This is a genomic window from Pedobacter sp. GQ55 (genome assembly GCF_059758925.1).
Genome location: NZ_JCAXEI010000007.1, coordinates 23961 through 41543, shown reverse-complemented (window position 1 = coordinate 41543; position 17583 = coordinate 23961). Strand labels below are relative to the sequence as shown.

The following is a 17583-nucleotide window of genomic DNA, read 5'->3' as shown; positions in this document are numbered from 1 at the left end:
TAATTATTTAACCGTATAGCGGTAGACGGAGCGGGATATGTTTCCGTCTTTGTCTACCCCTTCAATTACCGCTCTATAAGTGCCATTTCCATCACCATTATAATAATCTAACGATAATACACCTGTTGTATCCGTAATTGCTTTAGGATTCCAATAAATCGTACTGCGTAAATCATTAAAATTATAAGTGCTGGCTGCATTTACATATTTAGGTGAATAGAATTCTCTTTGTGTACTAAATCCTTTAGGGCTAAACTTTAACAGGTTAGCTTCGGGCATAAGTTTTTTGAATTCAGCTAAACTCATTTTTGTGCCTTTAGGAGCTTTTTTCATATTCACAACTAATACTCCATTGGTGCCATAAAGTCTGTTTACTGTACCTAGTTCATCCCTTGGAAATATCTCTACAGATTCAACTTCTGAAGACTGAACTGCGGTTAATGCAAAATAATCGCTAGGTGTACCATTAATGAAAATTTGAACCGGTGTTTTGTTTCCTTGATTATAATCTCTGGTTACGTAGAAGTTATTCTCAAAGAAAGTTAGGCCCATTGCCTGTGTTTGTAAACATAGTGCGAATGTGTTACATCCTTGGAAACGATCGCCATCTATTGTTGTTCCGGTAATGTTGCTCAATCCGGATAAAGATGGATAATCTGCATGACTTGGCCTTTTGGCCTTGGCACCTTCAATTTTTACCTCTTTAAGTGTACGGAGGTAACTATATTTTTTTTTACTGTTGTTTAAATAAGGCGCTAATGCGCTGTCTATATTAACAATCTCGTCAATCTGTTTAGGGTTTTTGGAAACAGGAGGGGCCATTTGTCCATCAAGCAATATCATTAAGCTTGAGCCATTGGCGTTATATTTTGCATTTATTACTACTTCTGATGAATCTGGAATGTTAAGGTTGGGGAACGCAAATACACCTGTGTTATTGGTTAATGCTTCTGCAGAATATTTGCTTCCTGTAACCGTTAATCTTAATGCACCTTTTCTAACAGGCATACCTGTACGATCTCTTAATGTACCTGTGATTCTCATATCTTGTTCAGGCAATAAGGTAAGCGGTGTGAGCGGCCCGGTCATGATATCTTTAAAGTTAAAACGGCGGTAACCTTGTGTAAGCATAAGTACATCCAGGTCACTTATTTTTTTCTCATCCGGCTTATTGAAATAATAGTTTGGTTTTTCAACGTAACCTTTTAAATCAGAGGTTAGTAATAGAGAACTTAAAATAGTTATTTCATTATCTTCGTTAACAGGAACTTTTTGATCATCGGTAACAGAGATAGAATAATTTCCTTCAATAGGTACTGCACCGTTCTTTGCTGTTACAGTCATTTTTACCTTTTGTCTGGGTTTATATGCTGCTAAATCAGTTTTTAAGGATACGCTTATGGTACTTTTTGGATAGTTGAATGCCAATCTCTCACTAACTGGATCACCTGCTTCAGAGAAAAGTGTAATTTGAGTGATACCTGCCGGGAATTTATCCTTCGGAATTTTAGCATTTGTAACCAGGCTATTTAACTTGGTTTTTGCTGCGTAGTAAACAATTCCACCATTGGAACCTACGATAAATACCATTTTTCCTTTGTTCGCTGCAAAATAGGTTTCGTTGGCAAATATTTTAATGCCTAAAGCTAACGGATCTGTGTTGGTTACCTGAAGTGTAATGCCGGAAGCAACCGGCTTTGGTAATTCGATGCTCTTAGTAGTGCCGTCTTTAAACGTAATATTTGCGGTATAGACTTTACCATTCTCTGGATTCAGATAAAAGGAGCCCATGCCTAAATGGCTTGAAGTAAAATTGGTAAGTGAATTGCCTCCATTGTCAGTAACTGTACCCTTTAATTCAACACCGAGTCCTGATCCGTTTATGGCTTTAAAAGCAATTCTTGTGGCTACACCACTAATTAAATCTCCGCCTTCCGGGAAAAATTGAACATCGTTGGCACTTTTAGCTGGTTTAAGCTTGAAGTTCGAAGTAACTATATTCGTTTCGCTTAAAGTCATGTCGGTTATAAGTTCACCACTTGTAATAGGTTCTTTACGGGAATCAATCTTAATCCTTAAAATCCCATTCTGGTCGGTAGTGCCTTTGCCTTTACTTACCACATCAAAATTAGAAGTTACCCTCCAGTTTACTGTTTTATTTGCCTGAACAATGTTCTCACTGTTTTTGAATTGGACTATAGCTTCAATGTTTTGGTTTTTATCCGTTTGAGTGGTTTTATAGCTAAAATGAGTAATCAATTGTTTATCAATTGCCTCGCCCACAGGGATGGTTTTGCTAAAGAAAAAGTCTTCTCCAAAGTTTAGCATCCATAAAGTATATGCTTTTATATAATAGTTTCCTTGTTTATAAGTACCAGGAGTAAGGGGTATATTCCCTGCGGCCACGCCTTTTACTACGGGTAGTTTTATGGTTTGAACTAAAGAATCACTACTGTTTATTACATCAACATAAACGATTTTACTTAGTATGGAAGGAAGATTTTGTTCCATTGTTAAGTACGTTTTAAACCATATCGTATCAGCTACGCTATAATAAGGTTTATCAAAATGAACATAAACTCTTTCTGTCGGACGTTCTTCCGCAAGTTTTTTAGATTTGTTCATTATGTTATCTAAAACGATACTGTCTTGCTGTGCATATGAAGAAAGCTGCAATGCAGTTGAAAATAATATTAGGGCAATTACAAATTTTACGAATCTCATCAAAATGGTATGCTGTTAATCATGCTAATATATTCATTTATGAATTGAATAGGTTAGTTACAATGCATCTTTAACATATTTTGACATATCATTGCTATTTAGTACCGGGTATTAAGACAAAAAAAAGACCCTGAATATGGTTTCAGGATCTTCTTAATTTTTTTGTTACGCTGAATCTAATTCAGCGTTTTCACTATGTTATTTGAATTCAATAACGAAATCTTGTAACGGAGTGCGAACCTTTTTAAGGTTTACTAACCAATCGCCGGCTGTATCTCTATAGCCTAATGGAAGTAAGGTTGTACTACGCAATCCTTGTTCTCTTAAACCTAATAGTTCATCAACTTTTGCCGGATCAAAACCCTCCATTGGGGTAGCATCCACTTTCAATATAGCAGCTTCTGTTAATGCAACTCCAAAGCCAATATAAGATTGTTTAGCTGCATGGTGGAAGTTTTCTTCTTCAGTTTTTGCTGTATAAATACTTATCAATTTATTTACATAATCTGCTGTTGCTGATTCTGGTAGTCCACGCTCATTGTTTGCCCGATTAAAAACCGCTTTGATACGTTCTTCGGTATAGTTGTCCCAGGCAGCAAAGATTAATAAATGAGAACAATCAGTAATCTGAGACTGTTCATAAGCTGCAGCTTTAATTTTTTCTTTGAGTTCAGGATTGGTAACAACTATAATTTTAAATGGTTGTAAACCCGATGATGTTGGCGCTAAGTGTGCAGCGGTAAGAATCTGATCAACTTTATCTTGTGACACTTTTTCACCGTTCATTTTTTTTGTGGCATATCGCCAGTTTAAGGCCTCTATTAAGCTCATATTGAAAATCTTAGTTTATTTTTATCGTTCAGCACTTATTTTCAGCTCTAACATGAGCTTTAAAAATAACAGTGTTAGCAAATGTAGTTACGTTAGTCAAAACAAAAAAAAATACTAAAGCTTATGACTTTAAAATGATAGCAAACTTTTTTCTGGTTTCATACGTTAATTATTATGCATGCATAGATAAAAGCGAGTGCATACACATACCAAATTTAATCTACTATGAAAAAGTTAATTCTATCAGCAGTATTACTAGCCACTGCTTCTCTGTCTTCATTAGCACAAGAAAAAGGCTTTTACATTAAACCGACAGGTAGCTATTTTATGAAAGTAACTCCAGTTGAGTTTCCGGCAATAAATGGCCAATTAGCAAGAGATAAAACAACCACCATTACAGGAACTGGTGCAAGTGCAACCACAACGACTTCAGAAACAACATTAACAGGGTCTTTTGGACAAGGTTTTAGGGCAGGCCTGGTTGGCGGTTATCAGTTTAATAAGATTATTGGTTTGGAAGTGGGAGTTAATTATTTTAAGAGTGAAGAGCAGGATATGCTGAGGCAAACTGTAATAAATAACGGAGCAAATGTGTTAAGTCTGCATGCTGTGGGTAAAGTAAAAGCATTTGATGTAACACCAGCATTAGTTTTCCGAATTCCGAATACAGGGAAATTCCAGCCATATAGTAAAATTGGGGTGATAGTTCCGGTTGGTGGGTATTTGCAAATCAATACTTCAGTTAATGATCAGACTGGTCAGATTGCAGCTTCTCAGGGAACAGTGTCTCCTCCGGGTACTCGCACAACTCTTGTTCTGGCAAGAGAAGAGCGCATCAATCCAAAACCAACAATAGGATTTCAAAGTGCTTTAGGATTTGATTATAAGATTGGAAATAATATAAGTTTATTCTCAGAAATAGAGTATCGTAATATTTCGGTTGGTGGTAAGGATAAGGAACTTAGAAGTTACGATGGAACAGCAACTGTAGTGGTTAATGCCACGAACACTCCGGCAGGGTCTAGACAACTGACTTTAGAAGATCAGCCAAAAGGTGACAGGGAGGTTAATTATCATAAGACCATTAATTCTACAATGAATGTCAAAGGACAGCCTAATTATGACCCTACTAAGCCTTCAGATGATTTACGTTCGTATATTAACATTGGAGGATTGGGGTTAAACGTTGGACTTAAAATTGGAATATAGTATTACAAAGGAGAGTGTTCGGAAAGGTGTATTTAGTATTTGATTGTGGTCATCGTCATCCTGAAATAAATTCAGGATGAGGCGGTGGTGATAGCGATGTGCTGCACCTAGCTGTCATTACTACTTCTTTGTGTTTTCTCTAATGCTAAGATCAGAATCCGAAATTACCTTTTTGGACACTATCCTCAAATTATTAGAAAAGCTTTTTAATGTTTAAGCTTCGCTTTAAATATCTTTTCGAGTTTTTCCATTTTTGGTAAAATTACAAGGCGGCAGTATGGCTGGTTACTATTTTTATTAAAATAATTCTGGTGATATCCATCTGCTACATAAAATGTAGATGCCTTATTGATAGCTGTTACAATTGGCTTACCAAAGGCTTTGGTATCATTCAATTCCTTTTTATATTTTTCTGCCAGCGCTTTTTGTTCTTCATTATGATAAAAAACAACTGAGCGATATTGAGTGCCAACATCCGCACCCTGACGATTTAAGGTAGTTGGATCATGACTTTTCCAAAATACTTCAAGAAGTTCATCGTATTTTATTTTAGCGGGATCATAGGTAACCTCAATTACTTCTGCATGACCAGTTGCTCCGGAACATACATCTTCGTAGGATGGATTAGGGACATTGCCTCCTTCAAAACCTGATTTAACATTTGTAACCCCATTTAAACGCTGAAATAGTGCTTCTGAACACCAGAAGCATCCCATGCCGAATGTCGCTTTTTGCTGACCTTTAGACTGCGCATCTGCACCGCCTGTCGACAAAAGGATTATAGCCATAATTAATATATTTCTCATAATTTGAATACAATTTTGAAAATCATCTTTCATGTAAAATTACGTAGCAGGAAGGTACATAGTTTTTAATTAATTTGATTTGATTCTAAGTTTACAATTACCTGATAATCTTATTTTGTCCTTGATCTTGTGAATAACTTAAGATAGTTACTTGCAGAATGTTATATATGTTACCGATGTGCCTTTACTGTTTATTAACAATTGTTTCTTAAATTAGATTGTTATTACTCATAAAAATAAATCACTATGTCAACACCTTATATTCCTTGTCTGGACCTTGGTTCATACATCAATGGAAATGAAGAACAGCGTAAAAAATTCTCTGACGAACTGGGCAGGGCATTTAATGATTCTGGTTTTGTAACCATCACTAATCATGGGGTAAGTCAGGAATTAATCGAAAAGCTGTATAAGAATATACAATCAATGTTTAGGCTTTCTGTTGAGCAGAAGAAAAAATATGAAAGAGTTGAACTTGCCGGTCAGCGAGGTTATACCAGCGCTGGTAAAGAAACCGCAAAAGGAGCTAAAACAGCTGATTTAAAAGAGTTCTGGCAAATTGGCCAGGAGGTTATGGATGGTGATCCTATTAAAAGTCAATATCCGGATAATGAGTACCTTGAAGAGATCCCGGAATTTAATGAAGTTACAAGGGAGATCTACCAACGTTTGGAGGGGAATGGTAAGCATTTGTTGCGTGCAATTGCTACTTATCTGGGACTACCGATCGAATATTTTGACAAGCATGTTCATAATGGTAATTCAATTTTAAGAGGAATTCATTATTTCCCTATTCCGGATCCTGATGCTTTACCGGATGATGCAGTTCGTGCAGGTGCTCATGAAGACATTAACCTTATCACTTTGTTGATCGGGGCAAGCGCAGATGGTCTGGAGGTGTTTACACGCAGTAACGACTGGCTGCCTATTAAAGCTGGCCATACTGATATTGTCGTAAATGTAGGAGATATGCTACAAAGGTTAACAAACAATAAACTCCGTTCTACAACACATAGGGTTGTAAATCCTCCAAGAGAGCTGATGAAAACCTCACGTTTTTCGGTTCCTTTCTTTTTGCATCCTCGTTCTGATATGGATTTAACAAGTCTGGAATCTTGCATAGATGCTGAGCACCCCAAGGTTTATGATGATATGACCGCGGGTGAGTATCTTGATGAAAGATTGAGAGAAATTGGATTAAAAAAATAAATTTGATATTCAACAATAAGGCCCGATTTTGCTTTGAAAGATTGCAAGACTGGGCCTTATTGTGAAAAATCACCTGGATTAAATTCTTATTTTCTGGTAAATTTAATCTCCATGGTTTTCATTTCCTTGCCATCAGTGGTCATGTACATTTCCATAAGATGGTTTTTATCGTCAATTACTTTGTATACTTCACGAACATCCAGGTCCTTACCTGTCATCGGATCAGCAGTTTTGCCTTTAAGTGTAATAGATTTTGTTGCGTCATCCCATGTTCCTTCCATATTCATAATGCCGGTCCCCATGTTATCAACCCAAGAACTTACAAATGTTTTTTTTGCATTGTCATATCCCATAAGACCCATCCCTTCAAAAGGTTTTCCCATCATAGTTCCTTTAAAGGAGGATTGCTGATAACGCCCACCCATGATCATGGTGTTTGTGCAAGAGCCTGTACTTTTTGCTGGCGGGGCATCGGGGCTCATCCACATGCTTACCTCTGCATCCCATGTGCCATCATCTTTGGCCATCATTTTATGTACATCACCTGGAGTCATGTAGGCCTCCCAGGCTTTCATCATGGCATCGTCCGGGGTTTGGGCTCGGCCTACTGCGACAAGCATTAGCAGAACCGCAATAATTGATACTTTTTTCATAACTATATGATTTTAGGTTATACCTAATTTACGAAAAAAATACCTCTATATGAACTGCAGTATTTAAATGTACAAAGTTGTGTAGTGATTTATACATTTATTTGAAATTCAGAAGGTTATTTGGTTATTTTGCGCCCTTATCAACAGCCTTAATTATTGCATCCTCAATTCTTCCTCTGATTTTCATTGTGCTTAGTTTATCACTTACGGAAGGGTTTACTCTGTTTGAAAGAAAGATGTAAATCAGGCCTCTTGATGGATCAACCCACACACAAGTACCGGTGTAACCCGTATGCCCGTAAGTTTGTGAGGATGCAAGTTCTGAAGGATATTTCTTTGTCAGATCCGGATCCCATCTATCAAATCCTAATCCTCGCCTGCTAACGGCTGATTGCCTTTGAGTAAACATATCTACTGTTTCTGGTTTAAAGTACTGCTGACCTCCATAAGTACCTTTGTTAAGTAGCATTTGATACATAATGACCATGTCATTTGAACTTGCAAATAAACCGGCGTGTCCTGATACGCCACCAACTAATGCCGCTCCCTGATCATGAACGTACCCTACTAATAAAGTTTTTCTGAAATAAGTATCGTTTTCTGTTGGAATGATCTGATCTCTGCTGAACCGGTTTCGCGGTAAAAAACCTGCAGTTTGCATCCCAAGTGGTTGATAGAAATTCTCGCTAACGTATTCGTTTAGCGGTTTTCCGCTGATACGTTCAACAATATCCTTCATTACATACATGCTAATATCACTGTATACATATTTGCCTCTGGTTCTGATTGGCGCATTTAACATTTTAGGCCACATCACGTCTTTGAAATAATTCTTTCTTACATAATATCCATCAGCCACTTTTGTTGGATAGGCAGCCGAAGAATCTGGACTATGGTCAGTGGGTTTGATGGCATCATGAAATGGAATATACGGAATGAACCCTGCCTGATGAAGCATGACCTCTCTTACATGGATGTTGTTCATCGGCGTTGTTCTGGCCTTAGGAATGTAAGCTCCTATATTTGTATCCAGTTTAAGCTTTTTTTCTTCAAACAGGCGCATTACAGTGGGAGTAGTTGCTGTAATTTTGGTTATAGATGCCAGATCAAATATGTCGCTAACCTTATCGGGGCTTTTGTCATCGTAAGTATGTGTACCGTAGCCTTTATTGAAAACCACTTTCCCGTTTTTAGCTACCAGTACTACAAGCCCCGGAGTAGCCCGCGCATTAATAGCTTCATTGGCAATGTTGTCGATCTCTCTTAAGTTATCAGTATTTATGCCTGCATCTTCCGGCAGTGTATATTTTAACCGGATTGGAAGCGTAGTGAATCCTGAATTTGCGGTGTACTTGGCTGAGAAGTTAGTAGTAAGCTTTTTGTTGACACCAATTCCTCCAAAAATTACCTGAGGTGTAACAGCGGCAGCTAAAGGTGTGCTTTGATCAGTCCAAACAATTGGGGATTTAATTGCATCAAAGGAAGAAAGAGCTCTTCCATCTCCAAATAAAGAAATAATAACCTGTTTGTTACTGCTTAAACTTTGAATAAAATTAATATTACGTGCGTCATTAGCTGCTGTGGACGGAAGGGAAATAATAACGATATTGAAATATTTCAGATCATCTTCGAGATCGTTTAAAGCGGCTGAATTTTGATAATCGGCAGACGAGAATGATCTAATTTTGGCGTATTTATTTAAAAGGCTATCAAATATAGTTTGACTGGTAAATCCCAGATTAACAGATGCTATATTCTTTTTATCAAGATTTAGCAGGGGAATTACATTTTCATGATTATTTAAGAGGGTGATGTTGCGCTCAATAGAATTTAAAATAGCGAGAGTTTGTTCGTTTTGTTTGTGGTCCTGAGCACAGGCTGTGAATGTAAATAGGGCGAGGAAACTAATTGCAATGATACCTGCCAGGTTATTTTTTCTCATAGGTGTATTTCTCCCTTAATGTAGTTTTGTTCTTACAAACGTAATTTTTGACTTTTTGATGCGCACATCGCGATGTAAATATAATGGTAATTTTATGGTAATATCTGGTGAATGCTCATCAATTATCTGAAAAGAAGAGCCGATATGAGGCTTATTTTGCATAAATTAGCAACCTTTACCAAGGAATATAAATGTCAGATATAATAAAACTTTTACCCGATAGTGTTGCCAATCAAATTGCAGCAGGAGAGGTGGTGCAGCGCCCGGCATCGGCAGTAAAAGAGCTATTAGAGAACGCTATAGACGCGGGAGCTAATAAAATCCAATTGATTGTTAAAGATGCCGGAAAGGCATTGATACAAGTTATAGATAACGGGTGCGGGATGAGCGTTACTGATGCCCGTATGTGCTTTGAGCGCCATGCTACTTCAAAAGTCCGTAAAGCTGAAGATCTTTTTGCAATCAGGACCATGGGTTTTAGGGGGGAAGCAATGGCGTCTATTGCTGCCATTGCGCAAGTTGAAATGAAAACCCGCAAGCATGAAGATGAAATAGGAACTTTAATTGAGATTGAAGGTGCCAGTTTCATTAAGCAGGAACCGGTAGCTACGACTGAAGGAACGAGCATCAGTATAAAAAACTTATTCTATAATACACCTGCCAGAAGAAATTTCCTAAAAAGTAATCCGGCAGAAATGCGTCATATTATTGATGAGTTTCAGCGGGTAGCAATGGCAAATCCAGGTATTGCTTTTAGCCTTCATCATGACGGCGTTGAGATTTATAGACTGCCAGCTTCGGCTTTAAAACAAAGAATAGTCCATTTATTTGGTAATAATTATAATGAACGATTAATTCCTGTTGAAGAGGAAACCTCTATCATTAACTTAAAAGGATTTATAGGTAAACCCGAGTTTGCTAAAAAGACACGTGGTGAGCAATTCTTTTTTGTAAATAATAGGTTTATTAAGGATCCCTACCTTAATCATGCAGTGAACAGGGCTTATGAGGAATTATTGCCAGATGATAACTTCCCTTTGTATGTGTTATTTATTGACATCGACCCCTCCAAGATTGATGTCAATGTGCACCCTACAAAAACAGAAATTAAGTATCTCGATGAAAAATCGATATATGCGATTCTGCACTCTGCTGTAAAAAGATCATTAGGGCGGTTTAATATTAGCCCAACCATAGATTTTGATCAGGAAACCGGGTTTAGCAGTATGATAACCCATAAAGCGCCCGAAGAAATAGTACCACCGAGCATTAGCTTTAATCCGGATTTTAATCCTTTTGCGGCAGATAAACCGGCAGCAAGAGATTCATCCTATAGTCAGGATTCTTCTTATGCAAGTTTTCCTAAAAGTTACGGATCAGGAGGTGGTAAAATGCCGGCAAGTACGAAAAATTGGGGCTCTCTTTATGAAATCGCGAATCATAATCCTGCTCAGCAGTCGTCTCTTGATTTGCCTGGTAATGAGGGCGATGATCAACTTGTTCCTGTACAGAAGCAACTGATGCAGCTTCATAATCGCTATATTATATCGCAGATTAAATCTGGTCTTATGCTAATAGATCAGCAGTCGGCACACGAAAGGGTTTTGTATGAACGTTTTATTTTGCATCTTGAAGATAGAAAAGGGGCATCACAACAAAGCTTATTCCCGCAAACGGTTACTTTAAGTCCTAACGATTATGAGTTGGCAAAGAGCTTACTTGATGACATAAAAAGTTTGGGTTTTGAGGTAAGAGAATTTGGTAAAAATACGTTAGTTATTGAAGGGATTCCTGTTGATCTTGGAAGTAGTAATATAAATGAAACTCAGTTATTTGAACATCTGATAGAAGGGTTCAAAAATTCGCAACAGGAATTGAAATTGGATAAAAGAGATGCATTGGCCAGAAGTATGGCGAGAAACAGTGCCATTAAAAGTGGAACAGTATTAGGGCAAGCAGAAATGAATATGCTTATTGAGCAGCTTTTTGCGTGTAAAACTCCTAACTTTAGCATAAGCGGAAAGCCGGTTATTCAAACAATTGGACTAACGGAACTTGATAAAAAATTTGATAAATAATAAAATGAATAACATCCATATACCACCTGTTGTAAAGAACCTGTTGATTATCAATGTAATTTTCTTTGCTGCAACTTTTATGTTTAAAGATAGTCAGGGTGGTTATTTACTAGTAGAAAAGCTATCTGTATTTTATTTCGATTCTCCATTTTTTAAGATCTGGCAGCCGATTACTTATATGTTTATGCATAGTCCTGGGACCTTTATGCATATTTTCTTTAACATGTTTGCTTTATACATGTTTGGAGGAGTGTTAGAATCCAGATGGGGCGCTAAGCGTTTTCTTAATTTTTATCTGATTACTGGTCTTGGCGCATTGGGTCTTCAGTGGGCAGTACAGGCATTTGAAGTATATCAAATAGCGGGGACAGCTATGCCAGGTCAGGCTCTTTATCACTTACAGAACCTTACCCAAGCACAAGTTCAAACGCTTATAGGAATCTACAATGGACCAATGCTTGGTGCTTCTGGAGCCGTATTTGGTCTGCTGGTAGCTTTTGGTATGCTCTACCCAAATACAGAATTGTATATTCTGTTTATCCCAGTTCCGATAAAAGCAAAGTACATTATCCCTGTATATATTCTTTTTGAACTAAGTATGGGAGTAGCAAGAGTTCAAGGAGATTCAGTTGCGCATTATGCACACTTGGGCGGGGCATTAATTGGCTTTATTTTAGTTAAGCTTTGGAAAGATAAGGACAATAATAGATTCTATAAATATTATGAATAACAGTGTATTTCAGGACTTAAAGAACAAAGTATTTCACTCAGGCAATCCCTCGTATTTATATATAGGTATAAATACTTTTGTTTTTGTAGTTGTCGCGATCATAAATGTGCCGTTTTTTCTTTCGGGGAATGGTATTAATTTCGATGCAATAATAGGAGAGTACTTTGGTTTTCCAGCTTCATTAGCAAAGCTTCCTGTAAGGTTTTATACCGTCCTCACCTATCAGTTTTTTCATGGAGGTTTCCTCCATTTGCTATTTAACATGTTGTGGTTGTATTGGGTGGGCAAAATCTTTTTAGATTTCCTGAAACCCCGTCAATTCCATTTTGTGTATTTAGCAGGAGGCTTTGCCGGTGCTATATTGTTTGCCTTGGCTTTTAATATTTTTCCGGTATTTATTAGTGGGATTTCTGGACAAGTTATAATTGGATCATCAGCAGCGGTTATGGCTATTATTGTTGCAACGGCTACACTGGTGCCTGATTATAGTATCAGGTTGTTGTTATTTGGTGATGTTAAATTGAAATACCTGGCAATAGCATACATCGTGTTAGATTTGATAGGAACTACTTCTGCGAATGCAGGTGGCAGTTTTGCTCATATTGGAGGAGCGATTATAGGTTTTACGTATATTAAAGTGCTTCAGAGTGGGACAGATTGGAGTAATCTTTTTAAGAAAAAACCTAAGTTAAGAGTGGTTAAAAATAATGGGGCTAAACCATCTGCTAAGAAAAAAGAGTCATCGGTTGATCAAAGAGAAATAGATTCGATTTTAGATAAAATTTCTAAGTCGGGGTATGATAAATTAACAAAAGAAGAAAAGGAAACTTTATTTAAAGCCAGTAAACATTAATAGGGCTTATTGAAGAGGCAAGGGTATAGATTAATGAAGAAAAATAAACCAACATTTATTGATAAAGTAGTTCGCCTGGCAGCTGTTGTTTTGGCAATTACCTTAGTGCTTGGTTTTTTAGCTGGTAGATTTGATCCGCGTGAATATAAATACATTCCCTTCTTTGGTTTGGCATATCCTTTTATTCTGCTTTTCAATATCTTCATGATAGTATGGTGGTGTATTAGAAAGCGATGGGCCTTTGCGATTGGAACAATTGTATTGATTTTTGTAGGCTGGGGAGCTTTAACAGCGACAATAGGGATCTTTGGCAAATCAGGTGAACAAGCCAAAGAGAAACCTGAGCATGTAAGAATGATGACCTATAATGTTCATAGCTTTAAACCTTATGGGTTAGACAATATTGAATCGGTGAAACAACAGATGCTGGAACTTATAAGAAATGAAAATCCGGACATCATTTGTTTTCAGGAGTATTTTACCCGTCGTAAAGGCCCTTATGACATCACTGATAGCCTAAAAAGAATATTAAAAACACCATACTATTACTTTGTGCCTTCTTCAGCGAACGATTACGAGGCGACCGGTTTGGCTATATTTTCAAAATATCCTATAAAGGATAAAGGCATTATCGTATTCGGGGAGAATTTTGGAGGCAATGCCAGTATTTTTGTTGATATAATGATTAAAAAGCAAAAACTGCGGGTTTACAATGTGCACTTACAGTCCATTTCATTCGATAAGCAAGATTATAGTTATATAGATAAGGTTACTCAAAAGATGGATGCGGATCTTGTGCCTTCGAAACGAATTTTAACACTTCTTAAAAATGCTTTTGTTAAGAGAAGTGGACAGGTTGATGTTATGAAAGATCACATGGAAACATGTAAAACCCCCTTCTTAATTGCAGGTGATTTTAATGATACCCCGGCATCTTATGCAGTAACGCAACTTACAAAATCATTAAATAACACTTTTAAAGAACAAGGCACAGGCCTTGGGAGAACTTATAACGGTAAATTTCCTAATTTTCAAATTGACTATATTGCAACAACTAAAGATATCAAAGTGATCAATTACCGCATTATTGATGCTAAATTATCTGATCATTTTCCCGTTCGCAGCGATTTGAGATTAAACCCCTAAAATTTTTACATTTGCAAAATGAATACAGGCTTACAGCTCTATAATACCCTATCACGTAAGAAAGAACTTTTTGAACCCCTTAATGCCCCGAATGTAGGAATGTATGTTTGCGGCCCTACTGTTTATAGTGACGTTCATTTAGGGAACTGTCGCACTTTTATATCTTTCGACCTAATATTCAGATATTTGAAATACAGCGGTTATAAAGTACGCTACGTACGGAATATTACCGATGCGGGCCATTTGGAAGGGGATAGGGATGAAGGAGATGATAAATTTGCTAAAAGAGCTAAGCTTGAGCAATTGGAACCAATGGAAATTGTTCAGAAATATACCCTGGGTTTCCATGATGTATTAAGGATGTTTAATACACTACCTCCAAGTATCGAACCTACTGCAACTGGTCATATTATTGAGCAGATTGAAATGATTAAAGAGATCATAAAGAATGGCTATGCTTATGAGATAAACGGCACTGTTTATTTCGATGTAGAAAAATATAGTGAGGAATATAATTATACCATATTAACCAACAGAAATCTGGAAGATATGCTTGCCAACACAAGGGAATTGGGTGGGCAGGACGAAAAGCATGGAAGGTTAGACTTTGCATTATGGATAAAAGCTAAACCCGAAACGATTATGCGTTGGGCATCTCCATGGGGTGTTGGTTTTCCGGGCTGGCATATAGAATGTTCGGCTATGAGTGCGAAGTACTTAGGAGACGAATTTGATATTCATGGTGGCGGTATGGACCTTGCGGCTACTCATCATACCAATGAAATTGCACAATCGGAGGCTTGCAGTCATAAACAACCTGCAAAATACTGGATGCATACCAATATGCTTACTGTAAACGGCACACGCATGTCTAAAAGTGCTGGCAATGGATTTTTACCCGGGGAGCTTTTCACAGGAAACCATCCTTTACTTGAAAGAGGATTTAGCCCAATGACTGTTAAGTTCTTTATGCTGCAGGCACACTACAGAAGTACTTTAGATTTTTCTAATGATGCTTTGGATGCGTCGGAAAAAGGCTTCAGAAGATTGATGAATGCAGTGAATTTATTGGAAAAGCTAACTCCTTCGGCAAATAGTGATTTTGAAATTGAACCAATAGCTAGCAATTGTGTAAAAGCAATGAACGATGATTTTAATAGTCCGGTTGTTATTGCCGAGTTATTTGAAGCAGTTCGTATTATTAATACTGTTCATGACGGGAAAGGCAATATATCTGAGGTTGAGCTGGAAAAGTTAAAAAAACTCATGAATGATTTTGTATTTGATGTTTTTGGGTTGAAGGATGAAGAGACTTCAAATACCGAATTAAACTCGGTTCTTGATCTCGTTATAGACATAAGAAAAGGGGCTAAAGAGAACAAAGATTATGCTACATCAGATAAGATACGATTGGGTTTACAAAGCATGGGTATCCAACTGAAAGACAGTAAAGATGGAACAACCTGGAATAAAATCTAATTTTGTGTAATTGTTAATTACTTTTTAAAGGAAAAAATTACTCAACCCTTATCTTAGCACAGAACTATTTAAAAACGATGATGAATAAATTTCTTTATACAATTGCTGTTGCATCCATGACGATTGGTGCTTACGCTCAAAAATCAGATGGAAGCACTAAATCACTTGTTAAAGCAGAGAAAGATTTTGCCGAGAACCTGGCAAAAAATGGTGCAAAAGCTGCATTTACTACCTATTCAGCTGCAGATGGTATAGTTTTCAGACCAAACGCTGTAAATGCCAAAACATTTTATGCGACTGAAGACGATACTAAAGATTTAAGTTGGACACCAGTATATGCAAAAGTATCAAGAAGTGGTGACTGGGGATTTACCACAGGACCTTTTACTTTAGCACACAAAGAAACTCTTTATGGACAATACCTTTCTGTATGGAAGGCAGTTAATGGTAAGTGGGAACTTGCCTTAGACCTTGGTACAACACATAATAAACCATTAAATAAGGTTACAGAAGAGTTTGTAGAACCAAAGGATTTTCATAAACCTAAGTTTTTAAATGATAAGGAACGTGCAACAGGAGCTAATATAATAGCTACTACAGAAAAGACTTTAAATGCTACCCTTAAATCTTATGGGGTGTCGGCTTTTGCGGGATTCTTGAATTCGGATGCAAGAGTTTTGTTTCCAGGTTATGAGCCTATTATTGGCAAGGATAAAGCAATCGCATTCTTAAATAGCATGATGAGTAAGGTGTCGCTAAAAACTACAAAGGTAGATAAAGCTGATGGAGGTGATTTGGCCTATACATATGGTCTTGCGACAGTAGATTATAAAGCTGATTTAAGAGAGAGTTTCAACTATGTGTTTATTTACGAACGTCAGGCTGATTTTAACTGGAACCTTATTGCAATGGCATTTGCACCTGCAGAGCGTTAACAACATGTAGCGGGAGAAAGCGTTATTTTATAAATCATATTTATCATGAAAGGGTTTCTTAAGAGTTGATTTAAGAAACCCTTTCTTTTATACAGTAAAGCAAATGAGAAAAATTATACTAACAGTAGCAATACTAATTACCACTCTTCAAACAATAGCACAGAAATTCGATCTGCAAGGTAACCGCGGAGCGCGCGGAATAATGCCGGAAAATACAATTCCTGGTATGTTAAGAGCATTGGATCTGGGGGCTAATACCCTAAATATGAATGTGGTGATTTCTAAAGATAAAAAGGTAGTACTTTCTCAAGAGCCCTACTTTAATTTTGAAATTAGTACTAGCCCTGATGGAAAACCTATAACCCTCAAAAATCAAAAGAGCTATAACATGTATAAAATGGATTATGCTGATATCAAAAAGTTTGATGTTGGAAGTAAGGTCCATAGCAGATTCCCATATCAGGAAAAGATAGAGGCTTATAAACCACTTTTGGAAGAGACAATTGATTCTATTGAGAGTTATGCTAAAAAGAAAAAATTACCAAAACCTAATTTTAGTATAGAGACCAAAACCATTCCTAAAGGAGATAATGAGTTCCATCCGGAACCTGCGGAGTTTGTTGATCTGATTATGGAGATAGTGATCAAAAAGAGACTGACCAAACGCGTAACCATACAGTCTTTTGATGTCAGAACACTTCAGTACCTGCACGAAAATTATCCCAAAATAAAAACAGCTTTGCTAATTGATGAAAAGATAGACTTTGAGGTAAACATAGCTGATCTTGGCTTTAAGCCAACTGTTTATAGTCCTTATTCGGTGTTAGTAGGTAAGGGGCTGGTAGAGCGTTGCCATGAGGCTGGCGTTAAGATCATACCATGGACTGTAAATTCAATTAAAGATATGAAATATCTAATAGGGTTGGGTGTAGATGGGGTTGTTACAGATTACCCAAATATTTATAAAAAGGTACTGGAAGACAACTAA

Annotated in this window: 14 protein-coding genes; 9 read left to right on the top strand and 5 right to left on the bottom strand. The window is 37.1% G+C overall.

Going from position 1 to position 17583, the window contains the following annotated elements; all coding sequences use genetic code 11:
- Window positions 1–3 precede the first annotated feature (3 nt).
- Window positions 4–2724: a carboxypeptidase-like regulatory domain-containing protein gene (locus AC6CH7_RS18075; RefSeq protein WP_498264076.1), complete on the bottom strand. Its 2721-nt coding sequence runs from the start codon at window positions 2722–2724 to the stop codon at window positions 4–6.
- 198 nt (window positions 2725–2922) lie between these two features.
- A complete protein-coding gene (locus AC6CH7_RS18070; protein ID WP_498264075.1) occupies window positions 2923–3555 on the bottom strand; it encodes an NAD(P)H-dependent oxidoreductase in 633 nt (210 codons plus the stop codon).
- A 225-nt stretch (window positions 3556–3780) separates the two neighbouring features.
- Here AC6CH7_RS18070 and AC6CH7_RS18065 point away from each other — a divergent pair, with 225 nt between their 5' ends.
- Entirely contained in the window at window positions 3781–4764 is a 984-nt protein-coding gene (locus tag AC6CH7_RS18065; RefSeq protein ID WP_498264074.1) for an outer membrane beta-barrel protein, read from the top strand.
- Between the two features lie 206 nt (window positions 4765–4970).
- On the opposite strand, the gene msrA is transcribed toward AC6CH7_RS18065, so the two are convergent.
- The gene (gene msrA, locus AC6CH7_RS18060) at window positions 4971–5570 is read right to left on the bottom strand and encodes a peptide-methionine (S)-S-oxide reductase MsrA (RefSeq protein ID WP_498264073.1); all 600 of its coding nucleotides are present in this window, start codon (window positions 5568–5570) and stop codon (window positions 4971–4973) included.
- A 246-nt stretch (window positions 5571–5816) separates the two neighbouring features.
- Here msrA and AC6CH7_RS18055 point away from each other — a divergent pair, with 246 nt between their 5' ends.
- Window positions 5817–6779 (top strand): isopenicillin N synthase family dioxygenase, encoded by a 963-nt coding sequence (locus AC6CH7_RS18055; protein ID WP_498264072.1) that lies wholly within the window; start codon window positions 5817–5819, stop codon window positions 6777–6779.
- A gap of 86 nt (window positions 6780–6865) precedes the next feature.
- Here the strand turns inward: AC6CH7_RS18055 and AC6CH7_RS18050 are convergent, their stop codons facing one another.
- The gene (locus tag AC6CH7_RS18050) at window positions 6866–7432 is read right to left on the bottom strand and encodes a DUF1579 domain-containing protein (RefSeq protein WP_048907517.1); all 567 of its coding nucleotides are present in this window, start codon (window positions 7430–7432) and stop codon (window positions 6866–6868) included.
- 124 nt (window positions 7433–7556) lie between these two features.
- Window positions 7557–9374 (bottom strand): serine hydrolase domain-containing protein, encoded by a 1818-nt coding sequence (locus AC6CH7_RS18045; protein ID WP_498264071.1) that lies wholly within the window; start codon window positions 9372–9374, stop codon window positions 7557–7559.
- Between the two features lie 191 nt (window positions 9375–9565).
- Between AC6CH7_RS18045 and mutL the strand changes: the two genes are divergently transcribed.
- The 7 genes from mutL to AC6CH7_RS18010 all read left to right on the top strand — a co-directional run bounded on the left by mutL (window position 9566) and on the right by AC6CH7_RS18010 (window position 17583).
- A complete protein-coding gene (gene mutL / locus AC6CH7_RS18040) occupies window positions 9566–11452 on the top strand; it encodes a DNA mismatch repair endonuclease MutL (RefSeq protein WP_498264070.1) in 1887 nt (628 codons plus the stop codon).
- A 4-nt stretch (window positions 11453–11456) separates the two neighbouring features.
- Window positions 11457–12182 carry a rhomboid family intramembrane serine protease gene (locus AC6CH7_RS18035; RefSeq protein WP_498264069.1) on the top strand — a complete coding sequence of 242 codons (726 nt, stop codon included), beginning with the start codon at window positions 11457–11459 and terminating at the stop codon, window positions 12180–12182.
- Window positions 12175–13035 carry a rhomboid family intramembrane serine protease gene (locus AC6CH7_RS18030; protein ID WP_498264068.1) on the top strand — a complete coding sequence of 287 codons (861 nt, stop codon included), beginning with the start codon at window positions 12175–12177 and terminating at the stop codon, window positions 13033–13035. Before AC6CH7_RS18035 ends, AC6CH7_RS18030 begins: the two co-directional genes overlap by 8 nt.
- Before the next feature lie 33 nt (window positions 13036–13068).
- Window positions 13069–14181 carry an endonuclease/exonuclease/phosphatase family protein gene (locus AC6CH7_RS18025; RefSeq protein ID WP_498264067.1) on the top strand — a complete coding sequence of 371 codons (1113 nt, stop codon included), beginning with the start codon at window positions 13069–13071 and terminating at the stop codon, window positions 14179–14181.
- A gap of 18 nt (window positions 14182–14199) precedes the next feature.
- Window positions 14200–15660 carry a cysteine--tRNA ligase gene (gene cysS, locus AC6CH7_RS18020; RefSeq protein WP_498264066.1) on the top strand — a complete coding sequence of 487 codons (1461 nt, stop codon included), beginning with the start codon at window positions 14200–14202 and terminating at the stop codon, window positions 15658–15660.
- A 77-nt stretch (window positions 15661–15737) separates the two neighbouring features.
- Entirely contained in the window at window positions 15738–16595 is an 858-nt protein-coding gene (locus AC6CH7_RS18015) for a nuclear transport factor 2 family protein (RefSeq protein WP_498264065.1), read from the top strand.
- A gap of 103 nt (window positions 16596–16698) precedes the next feature.
- On the top strand, window positions 16699–17583 hold the full coding sequence (locus AC6CH7_RS18010) for a glycerophosphodiester phosphodiesterase family protein (RefSeq protein ID WP_498264064.1): 885 nt from the start codon (window positions 16699–16701) through the stop codon (window positions 17581–17583).

Excerpts from the sequence above, each read along its gene's own strand:
- AC6CH7_RS18010 (WP_498264064.1), top strand. The coding sequence starts at position 16,699 with ATGAGAAAAATTATACTAACAGTAGCAATACTAATTACCACTCTTCAA.
- AC6CH7_RS18025 (WP_498264067.1), top strand. The coding sequence starts at position 13,069 with ATGAAGAAAAATAAACCAACATTTATTGATAAAGTAGTTCGCCTGGCA.
- AC6CH7_RS18065 (WP_498264074.1), top strand. The coding sequence starts at position 3,781 with ATGAAAAAGTTAATTCTATCAGCAGTATTACTAGCCACTGCTTCTCTG.
- AC6CH7_RS18070 (WP_498264075.1), bottom strand. The coding sequence starts at position 3,555 with ATGAGCTTAATAGAGGCCTTAAACTGGCGATATGCCACAAAAAAAATG.
- AC6CH7_RS18030 (WP_498264068.1), top strand. The coding sequence starts at position 12,175 with ATGAATAACAGTGTATTTCAGGACTTAAAGAACAAAGTATTTCACTCA.
- AC6CH7_RS18045 (WP_498264071.1), bottom strand. The coding sequence starts at position 9,374 with ATGAGAAAAAATAACCTGGCAGGTATCATTGCAATTAGTTTCCTCGCC.
- mutL (WP_498264070.1), top strand. The coding sequence starts at position 9,566 with ATGTCAGATATAATAAAACTTTTACCCGATAGTGTTGCCAATCAAATT.
- AC6CH7_RS18050 (WP_048907517.1), bottom strand. The coding sequence starts at position 7,432 with ATGAAAAAAGTATCAATTATTGCGGTTCTGCTAATGCTTGTCGCAGTA.
- msrA (WP_498264073.1), bottom strand. The coding sequence starts at position 5,570 with ATGAGAAATATATTAATTATGGCTATAATCCTTTTGTCGACAGGCGGT.
- cysS (WP_498264066.1), top strand. The coding sequence starts at position 14,200 with ATGAATACAGGCTTACAGCTCTATAATACCCTATCACGTAAGAAAGAA.
- AC6CH7_RS18035 (WP_498264069.1), top strand. The coding sequence starts at position 11,457 with ATGAATAACATCCATATACCACCTGTTGTAAAGAACCTGTTGATTATC.
- AC6CH7_RS18075 (WP_498264076.1), bottom strand. The coding sequence starts at position 2,724 with ATGAGATTCGTAAAATTTGTAATTGCCCTAATATTATTTTCAACTGCA.
- AC6CH7_RS18055 (WP_498264072.1), top strand. The coding sequence starts at position 5,817 with ATGTCAACACCTTATATTCCTTGTCTGGACCTTGGTTCATACATCAAT.
- AC6CH7_RS18015 (WP_498264065.1), top strand. The coding sequence starts at position 15,738 with ATGATGAATAAATTTCTTTATACAATTGCTGTTGCATCCATGACGATT.